The following is a 21,930-nucleotide window of genomic DNA, read 5'->3' as shown; positions in this document are numbered from 1 at the left end:
CGCACCCTAACCAGGCTGTCGCGTTCCGGCTCGCCGAAGTTCTTCGGCAGCGACTCTGAGATCCCGGACGAGGTCCTGGTAGGCCGCGTCCCGGTCGGGGGCGCGGAGCACCGCGGAGGGGTGCTGCGTCGCTGTGACCCGCGCCGGGAAGCCGGGCAGGTCAAGGATTTCGCCGCGGTGATCGGTCAGCTTGAAGCCGGTGCCGAGCAGCGACTGCGCCGCCGTCGCGCCCAGGCAGACCACGAGCGCCGGGCGGATCGCGGCCAGCTCGGCGGTCAGCCACGGGCGGCACGCGACCACCTCGGAACGGGTCGGCTTCTTGTGGATGCGGCGCTTGCCCCGGGGCTCGAACTTGAAGTGCTTCACCGCGTTGGTGACGTAGGCGCGTTCGCGGTCGATGCCCGCCTCTTCGAGCGCGCGGTCCAGCAGACGGCCCGCGGGCCCGACGAACGGCTCACCGGCGCGGTCCTCCTGGTCACCGGGCTGCTCACCGACGAACACCGCGTCGGCCGAGCCCGGTCCGTCGCCGAACACCGTCCGGGTCGCGTCGCGGAAGAGGTCGCAGCCCTCACAGGACGCCGCCGCGGACCTCAGTTCGTCGAGGTCGTCGGTGTCGGGCGGCTGTGCTCCGGGGTGCTTGACCACCCCTGGGGCATTGCCGCGCGGCCTATCTCCGAAACATCAGCACCAGGACGCGCAACACCAGAACGACGCTGATCAGCAGCAGGTTGTAGCCGAAGAGCGCGTACAGGCTCACCGACGAGGTCACCATCGGCCCGCCCGCCGTGCCCAGCAACATCACCGCCATGATCCCCGCCGTCGCGCCGAGCACGGTGAACAGCACCTGGTGCAGCAGAGCGGTCACGTGCGCGCGGTCCCGCTCATCGGCGAACAGTCGGATGTTGACCGTGAGGCGACCGTTCTCCACGGCCCCGGCGATGCGCTCGACCCGCCGCGGCAACCGCCGCAGCATCGGCAGCACGGCCGCCGCCTCCTGGATCACCGTCTCCTTCAGCGCCCCCGCGTCGAGGTGCTCGACCACGTAGCCGCGGGCGAACGACCTCGCCTCCGCGACCAGGTCGAAGCCCGGGGCGAGCTGGGCGAGCGCACCCTCCACAGTGGCCAGTGCGCGGAACACCGCGGCCACCTCCGCCGGGATCGACAGGCGGTGGTCGGTGATGATCCGGAACAGGTCGGTGAACATCCGCACGCTGCGCACGGACCCTCCGCCCAGGTGGCGGGCCATGAACTGGCCGAGCGCGCGCTCCAGCCGCTGCTCGTCGATCTCGTCCGGCCGTGGCGCGATCTCCAGCAGCGCGTCCCCCGCGGCGAGCGGATCGCCGCGGTCCATGGCCAGCAGCAGCCGCTGCAACGCCGCCCGCAGCGCCGCGTCCAGCCGTCCGACTGAGCCGAAGTCCAGCATCCCCAGGCGTCCGTCGCTGAGCAGAAGCACGTTGCCGGGGTGCGGGTCGGCGTGGAAGACACCGTCGACCATGATCTGCCGCAGCAGGCACTCCAGCAGGTTCCTGGCCAGTTCCCGCCGGTCCAGCCCGGCCGAGGTGATCTCCTGCTCGGCCGCTCCGAGCTGCACACCGTCCAGTCGCTGCATCACCAGCACGCGCTCACCGCACAACGGCTCGTGCGGCGCGGGATAGGTGACCACCCCGGTGGCGTTCGCGGCTCCCCCGTTGTTCTCCAAAAGCACAGCCATGTTGGCCGCCTCGATGCGGAAGTCCAGCTCCTCGCGCACGGCGTCGGCGAAGCCCGCCGCCAGCTCGCGCAGGCCGAGCGAGCGCCCCCACTTCGTGCGCAGCTCCAGGGTCCGCGCGAGCCTGTTGACGATGTCGATGTCCCGTTCGACCAGGTCGCGGATGCCCGGCCGCTGCACCTTGACCACGACCTCCTCGCCGGTGCGCAGGCGCGCCACGTGGACCTGGGCGATCGAGGCGGCCGCGAGCGGGGTGCGGTCGAAGGACGCGAAGACCTCGTCGACCGGCGCGCCGAGTTCGCCGATGAGCACGGCTTCGACCTCGGCCCACGGCGCGGGCGGCACCTTGTCGCGCAGGTGGCTCAGCTCGGCGACGAACTCCTCCGGCAGCAGGTCCCGGCGGGTCGACAGGATCTGGCCGAGCTTGACGAAGGTGACCCCGCCGTCCTCCAGCGCTCCGCGCAGGGATCTCGCCAAAGTGATCCGGTGCTGTGTCGTGCGGCTCAGCTCGGTGCGGTCGCGGCCGCGCAGGTACGGGCCGAGGCCGTGGCGGATCGCGATGCGGGTGATCTGCGAGTACCTGCGCGCGCGGCGGAACCGCCCGCCAAGGCCGCGCACCCACTCCAGCGGGGTCGGCAGCGAGCCGGTCGGCACCAGCGCCTCCGACACGGCGAGGAAGACCATGCCCGCGAGCACGGCGCAGCCCGTGGCCAGGATGAGGAACCAGAGGATGGTGTTCTGGTCGTCCTCCGGGGACACCGCGCCGCGCATGGCCTGCGCGATCGGCATCGCCAGCAGGTAGGCCAGCAAGCCGGCGGCGAGGGTCCGCAGCGTGCCGAAAGCCATCCCGAGCAGGCGGCGCACGGCCGCGGCGAACACCAGCACCATGCCGAACACGGCGAGGCCGATGAAGGCCTCCGCGAGCAGATCCACGGGCGAAGTCTAGGTATTCGGTGGGTTCCCGTCCTCGAATCACCCCAACGGGAAGCCCCCTGATCGGTACGGTGTGTCAGGTGCGCGTGATCTTCCCCCGTCTCGGCTCACCCGTACCGCCGACTCAAGTCATCACCCGATGAGGGGAAGCGGCCCGCAGCGGCCACGAATGGTGCTCGGCTGCGTGTTCCTGGTGGTGCTGCTGGTGGTGGCCGCGGCGAAGCTGGTGCACGTCCAGGTCTTCCAGGCCGAGGCGCTGTCGGCGAAGGCGGCGCAGCAGCGCGCGACCCCGCTGGACATCCCCGCCCAACGGGGCTCCATTGTGGACAGGTCCGGCCGCCCGCTCGCGTTCAGCGTGGACTCGCGGGTGCTCTACACCGTGCCGCAGCGGCTGCGGGCGAACTGGCAGAGGGCCAGGGACAAGCGCCCGGACCGGACCCCGGACTTCGAGACCTTCACCGCGCAGATCGCCGACACGATCGTCCGCGCGGCCGGCGGCGGCGTGCACCGGGACCAGGTACTGGCGAAGCTGCGCGGGACCGGCCAGCGCGAGGAGCTGGCCGAGAACATCGGCCCGGCCACCGCGTGGGAGATCTCCAGCGCGTTCCCGGACATCGGTTCGGAGTACCGGGCGGCGCGCGTCTACCCCAACGGCTCGCTCGCCGCGAACGTGATCGGCACCGCGGTCTGGCGCAAGGACCAGAAACCCGCGGGCACCAGGGGCATCACCGGGCTGGAGAGCTCACGCGACCAGGTGCTCGCCGGGCGCACCGGGCGGCGGATCGTGGACACCGAGCAGGGCCGCGACGACGTGGTGATCCCCGGCACCGAACGCGATCTCGAACCCGCGACGCCCGGCGCGAGCCTGGAGCTGACCCTCGACATCGATGTGCAGTTCCTGGCCCAGCAGCTCGTCACCGAGCACGCGAAGCGCCTGGGCGCGCACGACGCCTCGGTCGTGGTGCTGGACGCCAAGACCGCCGAAGTGCTCGCCCTGGCGACCGAGCAGAAGATCAACACCGCCGTCTCCGTCCCCTTCGAGCCGGGCGGCGCCGCAGCGCTGGTCACCGCCGCCGGAGCGGTCGAGGACGGCACCCTCGGCCGCGACCTGACGCTGACCGTCCCCGAGCGCGTCCGCGTCGACGGCGTCGAGGTGCGCGACCAGCCCGGCCACGCCACCCAGGACTTCACCCTGGCCGGAGTGCTGGCGAAGTCCTCCGACGTGGGCACGGTGCAGACCGCCCGCAAACTCGGCGAGGACCGCCTCGCCGAGCTGGTCTCCCGGTTCGGCCTCGGCGGGCGCACCGAGCTGGGCCTCCCCGGCGAGAGCGCCGGCCAGGTGCCACCCCGTGAGCACTGGTCCGCGTCAACCCTGGCCCGCGTTCCGATCGGCCACGACGTGTCCGTCACGCTGCCGCAGCTCGCCGGGATGTACCAGGCGATCGCCAACGACGGCGTCCGCGTCCCACCCCGCCTCGTCCGCGCCGAGACGAAGCAGAACGGCCACCGCGTCGAGCTGCCCCGGCCCGCTGGGATCCGCGTCGTCAGCCCCCAGACCGCCACCACCGTCCGCGGCCTGCTCCGCGCCGTCGTGCAGGACGCCCCCGGCCAGAAGGGCTCCTCCCCCGCCGCCGCCCTCCCCGGTTACCAGGTCGCGGGCAAGTCCGGCACCCGCACGCAACCCAACGGCCAGCGCGCGTGGAACTGCTTCGCCGGGATGTTCCCCGCCGAGTCCCCGCGCTTCGTGATCGCCACCGTGGTCGACGGCCCGGAGACCGACGCCGCCGCCCGCCTGTTCCGCGAGGTGGCCGACTACCTGGCCCAGCGCTACCACGTGCCGATGGCCAAGGAACGCGCCCCCGTCCAGGAGCTGGTCGCCCCCAGGTAAATCCGAATGTGCGCCGCCGGGGTGGTGAGGCATCCTTGAGGCATGTCCACCGATCTGACCGTCACCCCGTCGCTGGTGATTCCCGGCGTCGAGCTGGCTGAGCGGTTCTCCCGCTCGTCCGGCCCCGGCGGCCAGTCGGTCAACACCACCGACAGCCGCGTCGAGCTGTCCTTCGACGTGGCGCGCTCGTCGGCGTTCACCTCCGAGCGCCAGCGCGAACGCGCCCTCGATCGACTCTCCGGCCGCTTGGTCGACGGCGTGCTCACCATCGCCGCCTCCGAGCAACGCAGCCAGCTGCAGAACCGCCACGCCGCCCGGGACCGCCTCGCCGCCCTGCTCCGCGAGGCCATCGCCCCACCTCCCCCACCGAGGCGCGCCACCAAGCCCAGCCGCGGCGCCCGCGAACGCCGCCTCTCCGCGAAACGGCAACGGTCCGACGTGAAGCGCGGTCGCGGCCAGGTGCGGCACACCGACTGATTTCCTGCCCGGTCCGGCTTGACCTCGCGTTAGAGCGTGAGTGGGTAGTCCACTCTGATGTTGCGCAGCGGCTTCTGCTCGACATCGATCCACCGCGGCGGGATGAAGCTCGGTATCCCGTGCTCGAAGACGATCCTCCATTCCTGCTCGTGCATGACGTGGTGGTGATGCACGCAGAGCAGGACGAGGTTGTCGAGGTCGGTGGGTCCGCCGTCGATCCAGTGCCAGACGTGGTGGGCTTCCGTCCACCCTGGTGGCCGATCACAGCCGGGGAAGGCGCATCCCTTGTCCCGCACCGCTAATGCCTTGCGCTGGGCGACCGAAGCGGTCCGTCGCTCGCGTCCGAGGTCGAGGGGTTCACTGTCGCCGCCGAGGACGGTGGGGAGGATCCCGGCGTCGCAGCACATCTGCCGCACCAACCCCGCCGACACCGCGTCTCCGGTAGCCGTGCTGCCACTGCCCAGCATCGCCAGGAGTTTCTCGAAGTCCATGGTCACCACCACGGTGGGGCGTCGTCCTCCGGTCTCGGGGAGATCCCCGGTGGCCATGGCCAGGTCGATCACTTCCTCGAACGCATCGGCATACCGCTGTCCTGCCGTTCGGGGGTCTTTCTCCCCGTCGACGGTGCGCGGCTTTGCCAGCGCATCGAGGACAGTTTTGATCTTCTGTCCGGCGATGAGCGGGAAGACGCCCTTGAGGTGCAGCGACCCGTCCTGGTCACTGGCCATGCGTAGTTCGCGGCGGGCGACGGCTTCTTGTTCGTCGCGGAAGGTGCCGTCGGGGTCGAGGACACTGCGCAGGTACTTGCCGGTGAGCATGAGGTCGCGGGGGTGCATCGTCGGCGCCACCCGCGCCAAGTACTGCTCAGCCTCATCCTTGCGCTCAGACGGGATGCGTTTGACCGCGTCGGCGATCACCAGCGCATGCCTGCCGCTGATCTCCCCCGCATACATCCGCTCCCGGGTCGCGGGCAACGCGGGGAGTTCATGCACCAGACGGGCACGCCGCTGCGCTTCAGCAGGTTCCAGTTTCACCTTCGACCGCAACAGCACCGCGAGGTTCTTACAGCTGTGCGCGGTGTGCAGCCCTTGGGACTCCGCCTCGGTCGCGGTATCAGTGGCCGCGGCGAGAACCAACGCCGCCACCGTCTCCCAGTCCTGCAACCGCTCCACCAACCCGTCACCGGTGGACTTATAGTCATCGCCCTGCGCGAGATGGCGTTTCATCAAGTGGATCAATGCCTTGGGATTCACCACGTTCACCCCCCTTCTCAACCCTCTTCCATTATCCCAAAACGGAAGATCGACATCGAATCACTGGAGAGTGAATTCCCAGGGTGGCAACAGTTCTCATGCCCGAGTCCATTGTGGACAAAGCCAGGTTCCAGCAAACGCAAGCCGCAAACGGAATCGAGGCTTTACCTGGGGTGCGCGTGCCATACGCTTCCCGCGAGGGCCGGAGTTTCATCCCGTGCCCCCGAAAGGCCCACGGGCACGCGCAAGGGGCCCCAGGTCAAGCCGACCCCACGCTGGAACCAGCCGACCCGCGGAACCAGCCGACCCCACGCTGGGAACCAGCCGACCCCACACTGGAACCAGCCGCCCCGCGGAAACAGCCGAACCCACGCTGGAACCAGCGCAAGCTGAAGCCCAAGAATTCGCTTGAACAGGACGACTACCGTCCAACCATGCCCCTGCTCCCACCCACGCACACCGAGAACGACCACGCCCTCCGCCCAGGCGTCACCGCGATCCTCGCCCGCCACGGTCTTTCCGACCAACCCACAAGGTTCGAAGACGGGTCGCTACCCGTGTACGCGGTGAATGACGACCTCGTCCTCAAGCTGTACCCACCGGTGCACCAGGACGAGTGCGCACGCGAGTCCGGCGTGCTGAAAGACCTCACCGGCGCGCTGCCGATCCCGACGCCGGAAGTGGTTGCCACGGGCGAATTGGAGGGCTGGGGCTATCTCCTCATGACTCGGCTGCACGGCCGGAACCTGGGCGAGGTCTGGCCGGAGCTGAGCGGAACGGAACGCGACGGGCTGGCGGAGCAGCTGGGCGAAGCCTTGGCAGCACTGCACAAAACCGCCGTGCCGACGCTTCCGGAGGTCGACTGGGGCAAGTTCGTGATCGGACAGCGCGCGCGGCTGCTGGACCACCATCGCGAGCGCGGGCTGGACGCGGTGTGGCTTGATCAGCTCGCCGGGTTCCTGGACACGGTTGACCTGATCACGCCGCATGCGCCGGTGGCGCTGCACACCGAGGTGATGCCCGCGCATCTGCTGACACACAACGGAAAACTCAGCGGGCTCTACGACTTCGAGCCTGCGATGCGCGGCGCGCGGGAGTACGAGTTCGCGGCGGTCGGGCTGTTCTTCGCGCGCGGTGACGGCAGAGTCCTGCGGCGGGTGCTGAAGGCGTACGGCTTCACCGACGTCGGGCCGGAGCTGTCCCGCCGGCTGCTCGGGATGACGATCATCCACGTGTACAGCGACCTCGGCTGGTACATGCGCGAGCTGGGCGTCCCGGCCGAGAAGACCCTGGACGCCCTTGCCCGCCACTGGTTCCCGCTCTAGGCGGTCGCCGCCGCGGCCGCCCGGCCCGCCACTCGGCCGGAGAAGATGCAGCCGCCGAGGAACGTGCCCTCCAGCGCGCGGTACCCGTGCATGCCACCGCCACCGAACCCGGCCGCTTCACCCGCCGCGTAGACGCCTGCCAACGGCTCGCCCGAAGCCTGCAGCACGCGCGCGTCCAGATCGGTCTCCAGGCCGCCCAGGCTCTTCCGCGTGATGATCGACAGCCGCACCGCGATCAGCGGTCCGGCCTTCGGGTCGAGCAGGCGGTGCGGTGTGGCGACGCGGATCAGCTTGTCGCCCAGGTAGTTCCGGGCCCCGCGTAGCGCGGTGATCTGGAGGTCCTTGGTGAACGGGTTGAGGATCTCCCGGTCGCGGGCGCGGATCTCGCGCTCGACCTGGGCCTCGTCCAGCAGCGGCTCCGGGGTCAGCGCGTTCATCCGCGCGATCAGCGTCTTCAGGTCGTTCTCGACGATGAAGTCGGCGCCGTGCTTCTTGAACGCCTCGACCGGACCGGGCGCGCCGGGCAGCGCCCTGCCGAGCACCCCGCGCACGCTGCGCCCGGTGAGGTCGGGGTTCTGCTCGGAGCCCGAGAGCGCGAACTCCTTCTCGATGATCTTCTGGGTGAGCACGAACCACGTGTGCTCGTACCCGCTGCGCATGATGTGCTCCAGCGTGCCCAGGGTGTCGAAGCCGGGGAACAGCGGCACCGGCAGCCGCCTGCCGCGCGCGTCCAGCCACAGCGAGGACGGGCCGGGCAGGATGCGGATGCCGTGCATCGGCCAGATCGGGTTCCAGTTCTGGATTCCCTCGGTGTAGTGCCACATCCGGTCGCCGTTGATGGCGTTGCCGCCCGCCTTCTCGGTGATCCCGATCATCCGGCCGTCCACGTGCGCGGGCACCCCGCTGAGCATGTGCTTCGGCGGCGTGCCGAGCCGCTCCGGCCAGTTGCGGCGCACCAGGTCGTGGTTGCCGCCGATCCCGCCGGAGGTGACGACGACCGCTTGCGCGGAGAACTCGAACGGCCGCACCTCGACCCGCGAGCTCTTCTCGCCGCGCGCCACGTCGCTGTGCTCCAGCACGTGGCCGCGCACCCCGTCGACGGAGCCCGCGGTGACGGTGAGCTCATCGACCCGGTGCCGGGTCTTCACGACCACCAGCCCCTTGTCGACAGCCGCGCGCACGCGCCGCAGGAACGGCTCCACCACACCGGGACCGGTGCCCCAGGTGATGTGGAAGCGGGGCACGGAGTTGCCGTGGCCCATGGCGTCGTAGCCGCCGCGCTCGGCCCAGCCGACGACCGGGAAGAACTTCATGCCCTGCGCCTTGAGCCACGCGCGCTTCTCCCCCGCGGCGAAGTCCACGTACGCCTCGGCCCAGCGGCGCGGCCAGGTGTCGCAGTCGCGGTCGAAGCCCGCGGTGCCCATCCAGTCCTGCAGGGCCAGCTCGTGGGAGTCGCGGATGCGCATCCGGCGCTGCTCCGGCGAGTCCACGAAGAACAGTCCGCCGAAGGACCAGTGCGCCTGGCCGCCGAGGGAGGCGGGCGGCTCCTGGTCGAGCAGCAGCACCTTCCGACCGGCGTCGGCCAGCTCCGCGGTGGCCACCAACCCGGCCAGCCCCGCTCCGACGACGATCACGTCCGCGCTCGCCTCTGCCGCCATCACAGCACCCTCCCGTCAGGGCCCCTTCGCCCAAGGTCGAACGATTGTCCCCTGCGAGCATCGCTCATGCGTGATAGGGCTAGTGACCTCCGAAGGGAGGCACAGCACATGTCCACTTGCTCGCACCGCAACACGATCGTCGTCGGGGTCGACGGCTCCGAACCGAGCGTCCAGGCGCTGCGCTGGGGCTTCAAGGAAGCGCTGCTGCGCGACGCGTCGGTGACCGCCGCGATCTTCTGGACCCCGCCGGGGATCTCGCCGTCGAGCATGCCGATCCCGGTGGTGACGCCGATGGACGACGAGACCGAGGTCTACCGCGAGGTGCTGACCGAGGCGCTGCGCCGGGCCCGCCCCGGCTACGAGCAGGTGCCGGTCCTGGAGGTGGTCGAGCCGGGCCTCGCGGGCGCGCGCCTGGTCGAGCTGGCCGAGGGCGGGGAGATGCTGGTGCTCGGCAGCCACGGGCACGGGCACGTGATGACGGCGCTGATGGGCTCGGTGAGCGCGGCGGTGATCCGCAAGGCGAACTGCCCGGTCGTGGTGATCCCGACCCGGCTGGTGGCCGAGCTGGAGCCGTCCTGCGCCCGGTAGTTCGACCAGTTTCGGCCCCGGTGACACGGCAGCGAAGTTAGGTATGGCTATCCTCACCACGTGACGTGGGGAAACGCTCTCACCTGGCGGCGGCGGATCGGCCTGCTGCTCGCGCTGGCCGGCCTGGCGGCGTGCGCGCTGGTGTCGATCATGGTCGGCAGCCGCTGGCTCGGCGTCGGCGCCGTGCTGGACGCGCTGCTGCGCCCCGGCGACGAGCTCGCCGGAGCCGATCCGACTGTGGCGATCGTCTGGGGCCTGCGCGTGCCCAGGACCGGCTTCGGCCTCGCCGTGGGCGCGGCGCTGGGCATGGCGGGCGCGCTGATGCAGGGGCTGACCCGCAACCCGCTGGCCGACCCCGGCCTGCTCGGGGTGAGCGCGGGCGCGTCGCTGGCCGTGGTGCTGTCCACCGGTGTCCTGGGGGTCACCTCGCTCACCGGCTACATCTGGTTCGCCTTCGCGGGCGCCGCGGTGGCCGCCGTGGTGGTGTTCCTCCTCGCCGCACGAGGGGTCGGCGGGGCCACCCCCACCAAGCTCGCCCTGGCCGGGGCCGGGGTCACCGCGATGATCGGCTCGCTGACCACGAGCCTGCTGCTGTCCGACGCCGCCACCCTGGACCGCTACCGCTTCTGGTCGGTCGGTGCCCTCAGCGGCCAGGACCCGGCGACACTGCTCCAGGTGCTGCCGTTCCTCGCGGCGGGCGCGCTGCTCGCGGCGGTGGTCGCGCCCGGGATGAACGTGCTCTCGCTCGGTGAGGACGCCGCGCGCGGGCTCGGCCAGCGGATCGGCCTGATCCGGATCGCCGGGGTCGTCGCGATCACGCTGCTCGCCGGAGCGGGGGTGGCGGTCTGCGGGCCGATCGCGTTCGTCGGCCTGGTCGTTCCGCACATCGCACGGGCGATCTGCGGCCCCGACCACCGCTGGGTGCTCGCGTACTCGGCAGTGCTCGCGCCCGCCTTGTTGTTGGCGGCCGACGTGTTCGGGCGGCTCGTCGCCTACCCGGACGAGCTGCACGTCGGCATCGTGGTCGCCGCGCTCGGCGCGCCGTTCTTCATCGCTTTCGTCCGCCGCAGCCGGGTGGCCGAGCTGTGACCGCCCGGCCCAGGACGGTCGTCGCCTGCTGCCTTCTCGCGGCGAGCGCGTTCTTGTTGCTGTGCCTGGAGATCACCATCGGTGACTTCCCGCTGACCGTGCCCGAGGTCGTGGCGGGCCTGGTCGGTTCCGGCGACCCCGCGGCACTGCTGGTGATCAACGAGATCCGGCTGCCGCGCGCGCTGGTCGGCCTGCTGATCGGGGTCGCCTTCGGCGTCGGCGGGCTGCTCTTCCAAGCCCTGGCAAGGAATCCGCTCGCCAGCCCGGACGTGATCGGTGTGACCGACGGAGCGAACACCTTCGCCGTCGCGACCCTGCTGACCGGAGCCGGCGCCGGGCTCGGCATGTCGACGATGGCCGTGCTGGGCGGGATCACCGTGTCCGCCATCGTGGTCGCTCTGTCGTGGAAGCAGGGCACCACCGGCATCCGCATCGTGCTCGTCGGCATCGGCATGGCCGCGCTGTGCGGCAGCGTCACCGACTACCTGCTGCTCAAGTCCGGCGCTTTCCAAGCGCAGCAGGCTGTCGTGTGGCTGACCGGCAGCCTCAGCGGTCGCACCTGGGACAGCGTCCCCTCGCTGGCGGTCGCCGTGGTGCTGCTCGTGCCCGCCGCCCTGCTGCTCGGGAAGTGGCTGGCAGGCTTGGAACTCGGCGAGGAGACCGCCCGCGGCCTCGGCGTCCCCGTCCAGGCCGCCCGCCTGGCGATCATGGCCGTGGGCGTCGGCCTCGTGTCCTTCGCGACCGCCGCTGCCGGTCCGGTCGCGTTCGTCGCGCTGCTCGCCCCGCAGATCGCGCAACGCCTCGTCCGCCCCTCCGTCCCGCCGCTGCTGACTTCGGGTTTGGTCGGCGCGGTCGTGGTGCTGGCGGCCGATCTCCTCGCGCGCACGCTGCTGTCCTCCGGCGAGCTACCGGTGGGCGTGGTGACCGGCGTGGTCGGCGCCCCGGTCCTGCTGTGGCTGCTCGCCAAGAGTTTCCGTTGATGTGGAAGGAAGAACCATGAGCACGACACGACGCGCTTTCCTCGGCGGCATGGGTTTGCTCGCCCTGGGCGCCTGCGGTTCCCCGCGCGGCGCCGCGGGCGGAACCGCCTGGGAGTTCACCGACGACCGCGGCCGCAAGGCCGGGAGGCCGTCCCGCCCGCAGCGCGTCGTCGCCCAGATCACCGCCGCCGCTGCCCTGTGGGACCTCGGCATCCGCCCCGTCGGGGTGTTCGGCCCGCAGAAGCGCCCCGACGGCTCCAACGAGGTCATGATCGGCAACGTGGACCTGTCCACCACGCAGTCCGTCGGCATCACCTACGGCGAGTTCAACGTCGACAAGTTCCTGTCGCTGCGCCCCGACCTCGTCGTGACCGTGATGTACGGCGACGAGCTGTGGTACATCCCGAAGGAGCCCACGCCCACCATCGAGTCCGTCGCCCCCATCATCGGCATCAGGCTCAACGGCCGCTCCGCCCGCACCAACATCGAGTCCTTCGTCAAGCTCGCCGCGGACCTCGGCGCCGACACCAAGGCCCCCGCCGTCACCGAGGCGAAGACCGATTTCGACCGTGCCGCCGAGGGCTTGTCCGCCGCCGCCAAGTCCGGCTTGAAGGTGCTCGTCGTCAGCGCCAACAAGGACAAGCTCTACATCGCCACCCCCACCTACCACGGCGATCTGAAGCTCTTCCAGGAGCTCGGCGTCGACGTCGTCGTCCCCAACGCGGGCAAGGACGCCTTCGAGTCCCTGAGCTGGGAGCAGGCCGACCGCTACCCCGCCGACGTCATCCTCGTCGACAGCCGCGCCGCCACTTCCATCCCGCGCGCCGAGCTGAACGCGATCCCGACGTGGTCCCGTCACCCCGCGGTGAGGGCAGGTCAGGTCTTCGAGTGGGCTGCGGAAACTCCCTACAGCTACAACCGTTTCGCCCCGGTGCTCCGCTCGCTGACCGACGCGCTCGGCAAGTCCCGCCGCGTATAGAACGGCGCCGGTTCCGATCGCCGTGCAGGCCCTTGGCACGCGCAAGGGGCCCCAGGCCAAGCCCACCCCACGCTGGAGGCCCGGGAAGTCACAAACACACGGCAGGATCCTGAACCCCCGCCACGACATACCCTCGAACATCCCCCAAAAACCCCTCGCACCACTCCGAAGAAAACAACTCCTCCCGATATGCCATCCGCAACACCAACTCGCCCCCCGCCAACAACCCGGACACCTTCAACCCCCCAGCAGGCACCCGAACCAACGGCACTTCAACCTGCTCCACCAACAACCCCGGCATCCGAGGCAGCTGCATCCCAGAAGAAACGTTCAGCTCCAAGAACGCCGGAGCCGCCCCATCATAAATCGACCCATATCGCCCAGGCTCCAACAACCGCAGCAAGGCCGCGTGCGGAACGCGCTGGTGCCGCAGTGCGCCCCACAACGTGCGGGAGGCCCGGTCGACCACCTCGGCGAAGCCCGGGTCGCCGCTGAGGTCGGTGCGCAGGACGGTGCGCGTGGCGAAGTAGCCGACGGTGTGGTCGACCAGCGGGGCGATGCGGTTGGCGAGCCAGCTGATGATGGCCACGTCGGCGGCCTCGTCGGGGCGCATCCACGAGAGGCGGCGCTTCCACGTCACGGCCTGGACGGCGGCGGTGATCACGGGGACCGGGCTGACGCCGTGCGAGCGCGCGAAGTCCACGATGGGGGCCGCGTCCACGGTGACCGACACTTCGCCGACGCCGGGCGAGCCGGGGCGGTCGCGCAGGCCGGAGTCGGGGACGAGGGAGATCCCGGCGAGTTGCTTGCGCCAGTAGTGCACTTGGCGGTCGAAGTTCCGTGAGCGCTCCTGCTCGGCGAAGCTCGCGAAGCGCAGCGCGGCGGGCGGTGGGGGTGGCGCCTCGTCGGCGGCGAACGCCGAGTAGAGGTGAAGCAGGTCCTGGACGAGGACGCGGTTCGACCAGCCGTCGGTGATCTGGTGGTCGAGTTCGAGGCCGAGCAGGTGCAACGTGGGCGCCACGCGCACCAAGGTCACCCGGAACAGCGGGCCCCGCGCGAGGTCGAACGGGCGGGAAGCGTTGCGGACCAGGATCTCCAGCGCACGCGACGGGTCATCCGCCTCGATCGTCCACAGTGGAGCACCATCGGTGTGCAGCTCCACGGAGTCATCGCCCGGGAAGACCATGCGCAGTGCCTCGTGCCGGCGGAGCAGCTCGGCAACGGCACGGCTCAGCGCGTCCACGTTGAGCGCGCCGACGAGCCGCAGTCCGATCGCGACCGTGTTGGACAACGCGTGCACATGCCGTCCGCCGACGAGCCGCTGGTGCTGAGCGAAGGAAGGAATCATCTTGTCCTACAGAAGAAGTAGCATCCCAGAACGAGGATCACGAGAGCGGCGCAGACAGCGTTGAGCGCCACGAAGCCGAGCAGGTCCAGCACCACGCCCGCGCCCAGCCCGGCAATAGCGGCGCAGACGTTCATCAGCACGTCCGACAAGCCCTGTGCGCGCCGCTCCATCGCCGCGGACGACGACACCAGCACGCAGGACCACCCGAGCCCGAGCAACAACAGGCCCACCACCAAGAACGACGCCGCCGAGAAAGCGAACGAGGCCAGCAACACCACGTGCCCGAGCACGCTGCTCCGCCACGGCCCCCATCGGTCGGCGACGAAGCCGAACACCGGCGAGAACGCGTACATGCCTGCCATGTGCACGCTGAAGACCACACCGACCGACACCAGGTCAGCCCCGCCGTGCTTCATGTGCAGCGAGGTCATCGACATCACCGCGATCATCGCCGCGTGCCCGGCGCACAGTGACAACAACGGCAGCCGGGACCCCTGAAAACTTTCGTACGAAACATTTTCAGAGGCCACATGCGCGACGGGGAGCAAGTGGACGATCGCGGCCGCGACCAGGAAACCCACCAATGCGAACACGAAGCTGCCGGAGAGATCGGGCAACCCCACCGTCGCGGCGAGCCCGATGGTGTTCGGCCCCAGCACCGCACCGATCGTCGTGATCCACACGATCAGCGACAACGCCCGCCCACGCCTGCCCGCGGGCGCGCCGTCCGCCGCCGCATAGCGGGCCTGGAGGTTCGCGGCTGCCGCCGCCCCGTAGCTCACCATGCCGAGCACGAACGTCCAGAACGAGCCGAAAGCCGCCCCCAGCAAGCAGGTCACCGCTCCGAAGGCGCCGACGAGGTAGCCCGCGCGAAGCGCCGCTCGCCGCCCCTTCTCCGTGGCGAGCAGTGCGAGAACTCCGGCTGCCGCCGCCGACCCCACGGTGGACGCGGTCTGCGCCAGCCCGGCCAGGCTCGCCGAGGGCGCCAGGTTCGCGGCGAGCAGGGTCGACACCACGAACCCGCTCGACACCCCGACGCTCCCGAAAGCCTGGCTGACCATCAGGGTCCGGATGGTCACGCCCAACTCGCGGTCTCCGGCCAGTGCCGATTCACCCTGCGCACCGCGTAGTCCCAATAGGACCGAACGGAGAGATCGGCGTAGATGAAGTCCCGCTTCAGCGTCACATCCCACTCCGTGGACCACGTGTACGGGACGCCGGAGGACTCCGCGGCGAGCTGCAATCGGCACGCGCGTTCCAGCACCTGGGCGAACACCGCCGCGTGCCGCACGCTCTTGCCGACGATCACACCGCCGTGGTTGCGCAGCAGGACGGCTTCCCCGTCGCCGAGTTCTTCGGCGATCGCGTCGCCGGTCCCGATGTCGAGCACGGTGTTGCTCGTGGTGGTGAACAGGCCGATCCGGTCGACGAAGTACGCGCCGTCGTGGGACAGCGGACGCAGCTCCAGATCGGTCGCTCCGAAGATCAACGTGTTCGGGGCGTGGCTGTGCACGATCGCGTTCACATCGGGCCGGGCTCGGTAGATGCCTTGGTGCAGCGGCAGTTCCGGGGGCGCGAGCGACGGGATCTCGGCGGCCGGGTCCACCGCGGCGCGCACGACCTGGTCCGGATCAGCCTCGTCGAAGCCGCACAGGGCGTTCTTGATGAAGAACGTGTCCGAACCCGGGACGCGCGCGGAGATCTGCCCCTGGTTGAAGTCGTCGTGGCCGTCGAGGGACAGCATCCGCGCCCCGAGCGCGATCTGGTCGACCAAGCGCTGTTCTGATCTGTTCACCGGGTTCTCCGCTCGGCGAGGTAGTCGTCGTAGATCTCGCGCATGCAGGCCAGTCCCGCCGCGCGACCGTGCACCCATTCCGCCGCGATCACCGCTCCCGACGCGGCAGCCGCCAGATCGCCGACGGAATGCCGCAACACCAGGGTTTCCGCCGCCCACGTCCACTGGATCTCGTGGTCGCTGACCGCGAGCCCAGCGCGGCGCGAGCACACGTCCCAGATCTGCTCTCCACTCACGGCGGTCCACGTGTCGGCGAGACGACGCGCGGTGGCACTGGGACGGTGGGCTTTGGTGACCGGATGCCGCTCGAAGACCGAGGCCTCCACATCGCCGACCGTCTCGCCCAGCAGCGCCGCGACCTCGCGGATGACGCGCTGCTGCACGTGATGCGCGAGCGAGAGGTTCACCGCGCGCACGACGGGAACGAGCTCGGCCAGCACCTCCAACTCGCGAAGCTGCTCCGGCAGAAGGTTGGAGACGCACTGCACCAAGGGAATCCGCTGTTCACGGCAGTACTGGACGACACACCGGTTCGCCTGGGGCGCGCTGGCGTCGATGAGCACGGAAGGAGTCCCGGTCGCCTGCCAGCCGCCGAACGAGGCCGTGAGCACGATCGGGATCTCACGCGCGGCGCAGAGCTGAGTGATCGCCGTGCCGAGCCTGCCGGTGGCGCCGACGACGCCCAGGGAGAACTCACCCATCGACGAACTCCACCAGCTTGTCTACAGTGGACAATGCGTGCGGGTCGGCGTCCTGGTCGACGTAGACGCCCAGCTCGTTCTCGATCGCGTCGATGAGCCGCATGTACGCCAGCGACCCGTAGCCGACAGCGGTCAGCGACCCTCCCGCGGCGTCGAGGTCGGCCAGGGACACCGCACCGCCGGAGGACTCGACGACGAGACGGATCACGTGGTCACGCAGGCTCATTGACGGCTCCAGAATGGTGGGCGACGAGGGCCCGGACGGCCTCCATCGCGGGTTTGCCGATGGAGTTGGCCGGGATCTCCGGCACGACGTGGACGCGGGCGGGGACCTTGTACCCGGGCAACCGCGCGCGGCAGTGTTCGCGAAGGTCCACAGTGGACGAAGCGGCGACGACAGCGGTGATCATCGGCTCACCGTGGGCGTCGGCCTCCTCGAAGACGACGGCGCCGCGCACCCCCTCCGCGGCCAGCAGGACGTCGGAGACCTCGATCGGGTCGACCTTGCGACCGCCGATGTTGATCGTGCGCGCGGACCTCCCGGTGAGCACGAGTTCACCGTCCCGCAGGTAGCCCTCGTCACCGGTGCGGTAGAACCCCTCCGCGTCGAGTCGCGACTCGAACAGCCCGGGCGCGTTGAGGTAGCGCGACGCCATCGACTCGCTGCGCACGTGCAGCACGCCGTCGTCGACCCGCAACCGCACTCCCGGCAGCGGTGGCCCCAACCCGCCCGGTGCGGGGTCGGCGGTGAACGTCAACGGGCCGGTCTCCGCGATGCCGTAGTAGTCGCTGATCCCCGGAAGCGCTTCCCTGGTGCGCGCGGAGAGCGGAGCGCCGGAAGAGATCGCCATCCGGACATCGAGACGGCGGATTCCCCGGCGTACCAAGGAGTCGTAGAGCGCCGGGAACCCGACCAGCCTTGTCGCTCCGGTCTCCTCGATGCGCCGCAACACCGCGCTCGCGGTCGGCAGCCCCCGTCCGAAGTGCAACGAGGCTCCGGCGAGGAACGTGGCCAGCAAGGACGTGTTGAACGCCAGTCCGTTGGACAGGCCGGCCAAGCACAGCGTCCGGTCTTCCGAGGAGAGCCCGGTTCCGGACGCCCAGTTGGTCGCGGCGTTGGCCACGGCCCGCCCGGAGAACTCGACGCAGTTGGGCTTGCCGGTGGAACCGGAGGTGAACCGGCAGACCTCGGTGTCCGGCAACAGCTCGTACACCGGATCGGTGTCGGTGACCAGTTCCGACAGCGCCAGTTTTCCACCGCCCAGCACCTCCGCGCCCGGCCCCTCGTGCACGAGCAGGTCCAGCGAGCAGTCGTAGACGATCCGGGCGAGTTCATGAGCGCCGAGCGCCGCGTCGATCAGGAACGGCACGAAGCCCGCCCGCAGCGACGCGATGTACCACATGACGTAGTCCGGCGAGTTTGTCGCGTGGATGCCGATCCGGGAGCGACCGTGAGCGCGGAGCCGGTCGCCGAGCGCGGCGCTGCGGACGTCGAGATCGGAATAGGTCAGCCCAGTCGCGCCGTCGGAGACCGCGAGCCGGTCCGGATGTGCGCGCAGGCAAGCGGAGAACACGTCGGGAAGGATCACGACCGCCCCTCAACTCTCGTTGTGCGCGTATGCGCTGGAGAAGCGGTCGAGCTTCGGCGCGGTCTCGTCGTCCGCTCCGAGCGCGAGCACGTACAGCACCTCCTGGTCACCGGGCAGCCGCGCCGCGTGCGCCCACTGAGCGCTGTCGAACCCGCCGACCGCGGTGATGCCGATACCCGCGGTCGCGGCGCCGAGGTAGAGCAGCTGCGCCGTCGCACCGGCCCGGAAGACCTGTTCGCGCAGCAGACGCCGGGAGTCGACGAGGTCACCGCGCGCGGTGTGCAACAGGACGACGGCGGAAGCCGCACCGATGTGGTTCTGCCCCATACACAGCCGCGCCACCAGCGCGTCGCTGAGCGTGCCCACCAGGCGCCGCTTTCCAGTGCCGGTCAAGCGATACGTGCCGGGCCGAAGACCGGCGACGCGCCGCACGAGCATGCTCACGTGCAACCCGGGTTGGGCGGGCAGGTCGGTCGGCAACAGCACCTGGATCGCGGAGAGCGCGTCGGCGACCAGGTCGGCCGGAACGGTCTCGCGCAGAAAACCCTTGCTGGAGAAGCGAGTGCGGGATGCCCTCGACCACGTGGCGCCGACGCCGAACGGCACGGACACCCTGATCCGCTCGTGCGGCGCGACCACCGTGTCCGCTCGGACCGGCGATGACGGGCCGGTCCACCCCTCGTCGAGCAACGGTGCGAGCTGCGCCCAGCACGCCGCCTCCAGCGGGGTGACCCGGGCACCACGCCCGGCCTGGCGCTCGTCCACCACGGTCCACCCGGCGAGCACGCCCGTGACGACCCGGCCGGACGGGCGGAGCGTGACCACCGAATGCGCCTCACGGCAGCTCTCCGCGAGGCCGAGCAGCACCGCGAGCGGCCCGCGGTTGATCCGCAGCCGCAGCTCGGCGTCGCCGAACTCCCCCGCGACGCCGAGCAGGTTGGTGGCCAGGTGCGCCGCGTCCAGCTGCGCGTAGAGGTAGCCCCGGTCGCCGTACTTGCGCATGGACAGCCACGGCCGCACGACGACCACCACGTGCGCGCCGGACTCGGGGATCACCGGCAGTCCGGCCGCGGCCGCGGCGAGCGTGACCGAGTGCGGCACCGCGACCCGCGCGCACCGCCTGCGCGCCGGGTCAACGTGGAAGGCCGCGAGCCCGTCGGCCTCGGTGGTGATCACGTAGTTCTCGCAAGGACGGATCGCGCCCGCCGAAGGCACCGCCGCGGCCGTCTCCAGCGCGGCGAGCGCGTGCCGGAGGCCGGTGCCGGTCGGCCGGTAGCCGGGTGGTTCCGCACCGGGGGCACGCACCGACATGCGCTCCCAGAACTCAGTGGCGGCCATTGTCTGACTCATCGCCCGAACCCCTTTGCGGCCAAACTGTCAAGTCGGACCACTTTTTCTTTCCCTGGACTGGACCACTGCCCCGGGAACTACATCCCGGGAAATTCTTCGATATCAGGGTTGCCGCCCGTGAACATCCGCGCTACCTGCGCAAACACCGGTGGAAATCCCAAGGCAATCCTGGTTAGAGTGCCGCCGTCCGGAAAAGTGGGTAATCGGTCACCGCTGGAGGGTTTTCCGCCATGCACGAGGTGGTGGTGCTGGCCTTGCCGGGCACCGTGGCATTTGATCTGGCGACCCCGTGGCAGATCTTCGAGTACTGCCTCGACGACTACGAGCCGCCACCCGGCGTGCCGTTCCGGCCCTACCGGGTGCGGCAGGCCAGCCTCGACGGGCAGCCGGTCGCGACCGCGAGCGGCCTGCGGATCGAGGTGCACGGCGGCCCCGAGCTGATCGCCCAAGCCGACACGGTGATCAGCCCCGGCCTGCACGACGAGCAGATCGAGCTGCCCGAGTGGCTGCTCGCGGAGGTCCGGAAAGCACACGATTCGGGCACCCGGATGGCCTCGATCTGCAGCGGGGCCTTCGTGCTGGCGCGGGCGGGCGTGCTGGACGGGCGCGAGGCCACCACGCACTGGCTGCTCGCCGAGGTGCTGGGCGAGCAGTTCACCGGCGTCAAGGTCGACCCCGACGTGCTCTACGTGGAGTCCGGCTCGGTGTTCACCGCGAGCGGCGGCTGCGGCGGGACGGACCTGTGCCTGCGGCTGATCAGCCTCGATCTCGGGATCGCCGCGGCCAACCACGCGGCGCGCAACATGGTGCTGCCGGGGCACCGCGGCGGTCAGCGCTCCCAGGTGATCGAGCAGCCGGTGCCCGCGGACGCGGACTACTGCCTCGACGAGCTGCGCGAGTGGATGCTCCGGCACGTGCACGAGAAGCTGTCCGTGCGCGAGCTGGCCGCCCGCGTCCACATGTCGGAGCGCACCTTCACCAGGCGGTTCCGCGCCGAGACCGGGATGTCCCCGCAGCAGTGGATCCTGCGCCAGCGCATCGCGACGGCCCAACGCCTGCTGGAGCTGACGGAGATCCCGGTCGAGGGGATCGCCCGCGCGGTCGGCTTCAGCTGCGCCGCGGCGTTGCGCACCCACTTCCAGTCCACAGTGGACACGACGCCGACGAAGTACCGGGCCCGCATGCGCGCCTGACTGTCAGGGGCGGGTGCCACAATCCCGCCCATGACCAAGAGGACGCTCCGCGAGCTCTCCGGCCGCATGGTGGAACTGGGCATGCTGCCCCAGGACAAGGCGGTCGCCGCGCTCGCCCACATCGGCAACGGGGACGAGGGCTACCTGGACCAGCCGATGGTGGCCGAGGAGTTCCTGGAATGGCTTCCGGAGTTCGGTGTCGCCTTTTCGGTGCACGGCGAGGACGTCGACTACGTCGGTGACTACTACCGGTTCCTGTTCGAGAACGAGGTGTCACCGATGACCGGGGTCACCTTCTCCGACGTCGTGCTGGTGCGCGACGAGGACCACGGCGAGGTGCTGCACTTCCTGCGCGACGGGGAAACGGTCTGGTGGGTCGTCGAGCACCTCGTTGACGACTACGTCGACCAGGGCGCGGTCGCGGACCAGATCGAGGATCTGGAGCCCGGCGGCGACGACCCCCGCGTCTTCCACCAGTACTACCGCGAGGAGCACAAGGGCTGCGAGGACGACTACTACGTCCTGGCCACACCGGAACAGGCGCGGGCGCTGACCGAGGAGTTCGGGATCGCGTTCGAGGACCGGGCACCTTCACCCCGGCCCGAAGCGTTCCTCGACGGGTGGCGGTCCGAGATGGACAGTGCGCTCGCCGGATGGCGGAACCGTTTCCTCCCGACGGAGTTCCCCTTCGACTTCACGCTCTCCTCGCTCGACGCGCTCGAACCGCTCGTGCTCGACCGGTTCGCCGACTGGGCGGCGGTCGACGAGGCTGTCGACAGTCCGTTCGTCGTGGGAGCGGTGCGCTACGTCGGCGAGGCGCTGCTGCGCGCCGCGCCGGGGAAGTGGGACTACCGGGGCTGGGACGAGACGTTGTTCGGCAAGCACCCGTTCCTCAGCTCAGCCACACCTCGGGCGTTGCGAACGCTCGTGGTCCCGCTGCACACGCTCGCGCGGCTCGCCGCGGACCGCGAACCCGGCACGCTCAGGGCGGCGGTGGACGAGCTTCGGGCCGGAAACCTCCGCTATGAGCGGGCGCTGCGCCTTCTCGACGAGCAGCGGGATGCTTAGGGTGTGCC

At 70.3% G+C, this 21,930-nt stretch carries 20 protein-coding genes; 9 read left to right on the top strand and 11 right to left on the bottom strand.

Going from position 1 to position 21,930, the window contains the following annotated elements:
* Positions 1–6 precede the first annotated feature (6 nt).
* Positions 7–645 carry a UdgX family uracil-DNA binding protein gene (locus BLT28_RS02465; RefSeq protein WP_030433473.1) on the bottom strand — a complete coding sequence of 213 codons (639 nt, stop codon included), beginning with the start codon at positions 643–645 and terminating at the stop codon, positions 7–9.
* Between the two features lie 22 nt (positions 646–667).
* Complete coding sequence (locus BLT28_RS02460; protein ID WP_030433472.1) at positions 668–2,641, bottom strand: ABC1 kinase family protein; 1,974 nt, start codon at positions 2,639–2,641, stop codon at positions 668–670.
* A 139-nt stretch (positions 2,642–2,780) separates the two neighbouring features.
* Between BLT28_RS02460 and BLT28_RS02455 the strand changes: the two genes are divergently transcribed.
* The gene (locus tag BLT28_RS02455; protein WP_030433471.1) at positions 2,781–4,529 is read left to right on the top strand and encodes a peptidoglycan D,D-transpeptidase FtsI family protein; all 1,749 of its coding nucleotides are present in this window, start codon (positions 2,781–2,783) and stop codon (positions 4,527–4,529) included.
* Positions 4,530–4,571: 42 nt separating this feature from the next.
* A complete protein-coding gene (gene arfB, locus BLT28_RS02450; protein WP_030433470.1) occupies positions 4,572–5,006 on the top strand; it encodes an alternative ribosome rescue aminoacyl-tRNA hydrolase ArfB in 435 nt (144 codons plus the stop codon).
* 29 nt (positions 5,007–5,035) lie between these two features.
* Here arfB and BLT28_RS02445 read toward each other — a convergent pair whose 3' ends face one another.
* Positions 5,036–6,232, bottom strand: coding sequence for an HNH endonuclease signature motif containing protein (locus BLT28_RS02445; protein WP_157376045.1), 1,197 nt, complete (start codon positions 6,230–6,232; stop codon positions 5,036–5,038).
* A 461-nt stretch (positions 6,233–6,693) separates the two neighbouring features.
* Between BLT28_RS02445 and BLT28_RS02440 the strand changes: the two genes are divergently transcribed.
* The gene (locus BLT28_RS02440; RefSeq protein WP_030433614.1) at positions 6,694–7,584 is read left to right on the top strand and encodes an aminoglycoside phosphotransferase family protein; all 891 of its coding nucleotides are present in this window, start codon (positions 6,694–6,696) and stop codon (positions 7,582–7,584) included.
* Here the strand turns inward: BLT28_RS02440 and BLT28_RS02435 are convergent.
* Positions 7,581–9,242, bottom strand: a complete 1,662-nt coding sequence (locus BLT28_RS02435; protein ID WP_030433613.1) for an FAD-binding dehydrogenase — start codon at positions 9,240–9,242, stop codon at positions 7,581–7,583. The genes BLT28_RS02440 and BLT28_RS02435 overlap by 4 nt on opposite strands.
* Before the next feature lie 108 nt (positions 9,243–9,350).
* Here BLT28_RS02435 and BLT28_RS02430 point away from each other — a divergent pair, with 108 nt between their 5' ends.
* Genes BLT28_RS02430 through BLT28_RS02415 form a run of 4 tightly spaced genes read left to right on the top strand, consistent with a single transcriptional unit; the run spans position 9,351 to position 12,878 of the window.
* The gene (locus BLT28_RS02430; RefSeq protein ID WP_052408230.1) at positions 9,351–9,830 is read left to right on the top strand and encodes a universal stress protein; all 480 of its coding nucleotides are present in this window, start codon (positions 9,351–9,353) and stop codon (positions 9,828–9,830) included.
* Positions 9,831–9,890: 60 nt separating this feature from the next.
* Positions 9,891–10,919 carry a FecCD family ABC transporter permease gene (locus BLT28_RS02425; RefSeq protein WP_030433611.1) on the top strand — a complete coding sequence of 343 codons (1,029 nt, stop codon included), beginning with the start codon at positions 9,891–9,893 and terminating at the stop codon, positions 10,917–10,919.
* Complete coding sequence (locus BLT28_RS02420; protein ID WP_030433610.1) at positions 10,916–11,899, top strand: FecCD family ABC transporter permease; 984 nt, start codon at positions 10,916–10,918, stop codon at positions 11,897–11,899. Before BLT28_RS02425 ends, BLT28_RS02420 begins: the two co-directional genes overlap by 4 nt.
* Before the next feature lie 16 nt (positions 11,900–11,915).
* Positions 11,916–12,878 carry an ABC transporter substrate-binding protein gene (locus tag BLT28_RS02415; protein WP_030433609.1) on the top strand — a complete coding sequence of 321 codons (963 nt, stop codon included), beginning with the start codon at positions 11,916–11,918 and terminating at the stop codon, positions 12,876–12,878.
* A gap of 88 nt (positions 12,879–12,966) precedes the next feature.
* Here BLT28_RS02415 and BLT28_RS02410 read toward each other — a convergent pair whose 3' ends face one another.
* Genes BLT28_RS02410 through BLT28_RS02380 form a run of 7 tightly spaced genes read right to left on the bottom strand, consistent with a single transcriptional unit; the run spans position 12,967 to position 19,649 of the window.
* Positions 12,967–14,226, bottom strand: a complete 1,260-nt coding sequence (locus tag BLT28_RS02410) for a condensation domain-containing protein (protein ID WP_081900842.1) — start codon at positions 14,224–14,226, stop codon at positions 12,967–12,969.
* Positions 14,223–15,305 (bottom strand): MFS transporter, encoded by a 1,083-nt coding sequence (locus BLT28_RS02405; protein WP_052408229.1) that lies wholly within the window; start codon positions 15,303–15,305, stop codon positions 14,223–14,225. Before BLT28_RS02405 ends, BLT28_RS02410 begins: the two co-directional genes overlap by 4 nt.
* Positions 15,302–16,021, bottom strand: a complete 720-nt coding sequence (locus BLT28_RS02400; protein ID WP_030433606.1) for a class II aldolase/adducin family protein — start codon at positions 16,019–16,021, stop codon at positions 15,302–15,304. Before BLT28_RS02400 ends, BLT28_RS02405 begins: the two co-directional genes overlap by 4 nt.
* Positions 16,018–16,722, bottom strand: coding sequence for a dihydrodipicolinate reductase C-terminal domain-containing protein (locus tag BLT28_RS02395; RefSeq protein ID WP_030433605.1), 705 nt, complete (start codon positions 16,720–16,722; stop codon positions 16,018–16,020). The genes BLT28_RS02400 and BLT28_RS02395 overlap by 4 nt, the downstream gene beginning before the upstream one ends.
* Positions 16,715–16,948 carry a hypothetical protein gene (locus tag BLT28_RS02390; protein ID WP_030433604.1) on the bottom strand — a complete coding sequence of 78 codons (234 nt, stop codon included), beginning with the start codon at positions 16,946–16,948 and terminating at the stop codon, positions 16,715–16,717. The genes BLT28_RS02395 and BLT28_RS02390 overlap by 8 nt, the downstream gene beginning before the upstream one ends.
* Positions 16,935–18,311: a class I adenylate-forming enzyme family protein gene (locus tag BLT28_RS02385; protein ID WP_197683953.1), complete on the bottom strand. Its 1,377-nt coding sequence runs from the start codon at positions 18,309–18,311 to the stop codon at positions 16,935–16,937. The genes BLT28_RS02390 and BLT28_RS02385 overlap by 14 nt, the downstream gene beginning before the upstream one ends.
* Before the next feature lie 9 nt (positions 18,312–18,320).
* Positions 18,321–19,649: a nitroreductase family protein gene (locus BLT28_RS02380; RefSeq protein ID WP_030433602.1), complete on the bottom strand. Its 1,329-nt coding sequence runs from the start codon at positions 19,647–19,649 to the stop codon at positions 18,321–18,323.
* A gap of 242 nt (positions 19,650–19,891) precedes the next feature.
* Here BLT28_RS02380 and BLT28_RS02375 point away from each other — a divergent pair, with 242 nt between their 5' ends.
* Both BLT28_RS02375 and BLT28_RS02370 read left to right on the top strand, forming a co-directional pair.
* The gene (locus tag BLT28_RS02375) at positions 19,892–20,854 is read left to right on the top strand and encodes a GlxA family transcriptional regulator (protein ID WP_030433601.1); all 963 of its coding nucleotides are present in this window, start codon (positions 19,892–19,894) and stop codon (positions 20,852–20,854) included.
* 30 nt (positions 20,855–20,884) lie between these two features.
* Complete coding sequence (locus BLT28_RS02370) at positions 20,885–21,922, top strand: hypothetical protein (protein ID WP_052408228.1); 1,038 nt, start codon at positions 20,885–20,887, stop codon at positions 21,920–21,922.
* The last annotated feature ends 8 nt before the right edge of the window (positions 21,923–21,930 follow it).

The sequence above is a fragment of the Allokutzneria albata genome (assembly GCF_900103775.1).
GTDB classification, from domain to species: Bacteria; Actinomycetota; Actinomycetes; order Mycobacteriales; family Pseudonocardiaceae; genus Allokutzneria; species Allokutzneria albata.
Note: the sequence above shows the minus strand (reverse complement) of the source record. Positions and strands in the feature narration are given on the sequence as shown.